This window comes from Flavobacterium sp. (assembly GCF_039916025.1).
GTDB lineage: Bacteria > Bacteroidota > Bacteroidia > Flavobacteriales > Flavobacteriaceae > Flavobacterium.
In genome coordinates, this window is the sequence record NZ_JBDSMB010000159.1 from 1 (window position 1) to 2,198 (window position 2,198).

The window sequence follows — 2,198 nt, forward strand, 5'->3', positions numbered from 1 at the left end:
TTAACTGACAAACCTCGACAGACAAGGAAGGACTATTGGTAGCATCGCCTAGAAGAAATTGGCAGCACACCAGCAATAAGAATCATTGTAGATATTATCAAATTGTATGATAGCAAGTAGATTTAGAATTCAAAATCGCCAACTTCTTGTACCTGCAAACCGTTGCCAGCAAGTGTAGAAAACGACACAAAATCACCTAACTGCCGACCAAAAATAAATAAAAGGCCACCTATTTTGACAGCAGACCATTGAAATCGATTCCATATTGCATAAAGATAGTGAGTTAGCAGACTCTCCTGTACTTTCTATTTTTACCAACCTCACTCTCTCGAATTTAACTGTCGCCAAGTGCACAAATGGCCTATTTACCTTTGTCCAGACAAATAGACATCACACTTCGGCAAAAGCAAAAGAGCCAACTTTCTATCGGTTTGTTTGGCAGATCAAAACTATTAACTATTTTTGTTAACCTTTTTCGTTAATATTATATATCTTTGCAGTGGAAATACGATACAAGAGTAGAAAAATTCAAAAGAAATTAACCGACCCTAGAATGATGCAAGCATCCTTTGGACAGTTAGCTCGTAAAGTAAATCAGAGGATCCAGGAATTAACCGATGCCGACAATTTAGCGATTATGAGCACCATTCTCGCAGCAAATTGCCACGAACTCTCAGGAGACCGTAAAGGTAAATTTGCAATTGCCGTTTCAGTAAACTACCGACTGATTTTTGAGCCTAATCATGACCCACTACCCACGAAAGAGGATGGCGGTCTAAACTGGGAAGATGTCAGGAAAATTCAAATTAACGAAATAGAAGACTACCATTAAGCCAAACAGCACCAAATCAACAAGATGGCAACAACACTCGAATTAGCAAAATCATTACTCTCTCCTCCAGGGGATACAATTCAGGAACACATTGATCTAATAGGCATGAGCCAAGTCGAACTTGCAGAAAGGATGGGCAGACCAAAAGAAAAAATCAATGATGTAATTAAGGGAAGAGAACCAATTACAACGGCAACTGCTTTTCAATTGGAAAAGGTCTTGGGCATACCAGCCAGCTTTTGGTTGAACAGAGAAAAGACCTTCCGCAAAGAACTTTACGAATTGCAACAACAAGAAGAACTTGAAAAAGAAAAAGACTGGTTGAGTGCATTTCCTATAAATGAAATGCAAAACTTTTCTTGGTTACCTCCCAGAAAAGAGAAACATATTTTGGTCGATAACCTATTAAAATTCTTTAGTATAGCTTCAACTGAAGAGTGGGAACGGATTTATGTACACAAAGAAGTTTCGGTTGCTTTCAAAATATCTTTGGCACACACACAAAGCCCTCATGCAATTTCAGCATGGTTGCGGAAAGGCGAAATACAAGCAAAAGAAATTGACATAGCAGAGTTTGATAAAAAGAAATTCAAAGAAGCATTGACCGAAATTAAAGAACTGGCCTTCTTAATGCCTGATGATTTTACCCACCAACTGCAAAAGATTTGTGCTAACTGTGGTGTCGCAGTTGTGTTTACTCAAAATTTACCAAAGGCACCAATTAGCGGTGCAACACGTTGGTTTCATAATAAACCTATCATTCAACTTTCGGGAAGATTCAGAACCAACGACCATTTTTGGTTTACATTTTTTCACGAAGCAGCACACATTATTTTACACGGCAAAAAAGATATTTTCCTTGAAAATGTTGAAGGAACCCAAATAGACGAAGAGAAAGAAGAAGAAGCCAATACCTTTGCAGCTAAAATATTATTGACGGACAATGAATTGCTACAAATAATTGAAGCTGTACCTTTAACCGAAGATATGATACATGAATTTGCCAAACAATTTAGAACTCCAACAGGTATAATCATAGGCAGGTTGCAGCATTTAAAACTCATTCCTTTTCATATTGGTAATGGTTTCAGACAAAAAATTGATTTGTTTAATTAAGAACTACAGAAATTAGATGCCAACATTACACTGGATAGGAAAAGATAAGGTCATAAATCATCACATGGATGTTCCGTTTAAAGTATTGGAACACTCCTACGGCTTTGACAACGGAACACAAACAGACCAAGAAACCAAAAGCGGAAATAAAATAATACATGGTGACAACTTAGAAGCCTTAAAATCTTTATTGCCCGAATACGAAGGAAAAGTAAAGTGCATTTACATAGACCCGCCTTACAACACAGGA

2 protein-coding genes and 1 pseudogene are annotated in these 2,198 nt (G+C 37.4%); all 3 read left to right on the forward strand.

Features of this window, described 5'->3' with window-relative positions; all coding sequences use genetic code 11:
• Positions 1–553: 553 nt before the first annotated feature.
• Complete coding sequence (locus ABIQ27_RS12390; protein ID WP_348034213.1) at positions 554–832, forward strand: killer suppression protein HigA; 279 nt, start codon at positions 554–556, stop codon at positions 830–832.
• A 24-nt stretch (positions 833–856) separates the two neighbouring features.
• Positions 857–1,948 carry an ImmA/IrrE family metallo-endopeptidase gene (locus ABIQ27_RS12395; protein WP_348034214.1) on the forward strand — a complete coding sequence of 364 codons (1,092 nt, stop codon included), beginning with the start codon at positions 857–859 and terminating at the stop codon, positions 1,946–1,948.
• 16 nt (positions 1,949–1,964) lie between these two features.
• Positions 1,965–2,198: pseudogene (locus tag ABIQ27_RS12400) on the forward strand (site-specific DNA-methyltransferase); the annotation flags it as partial.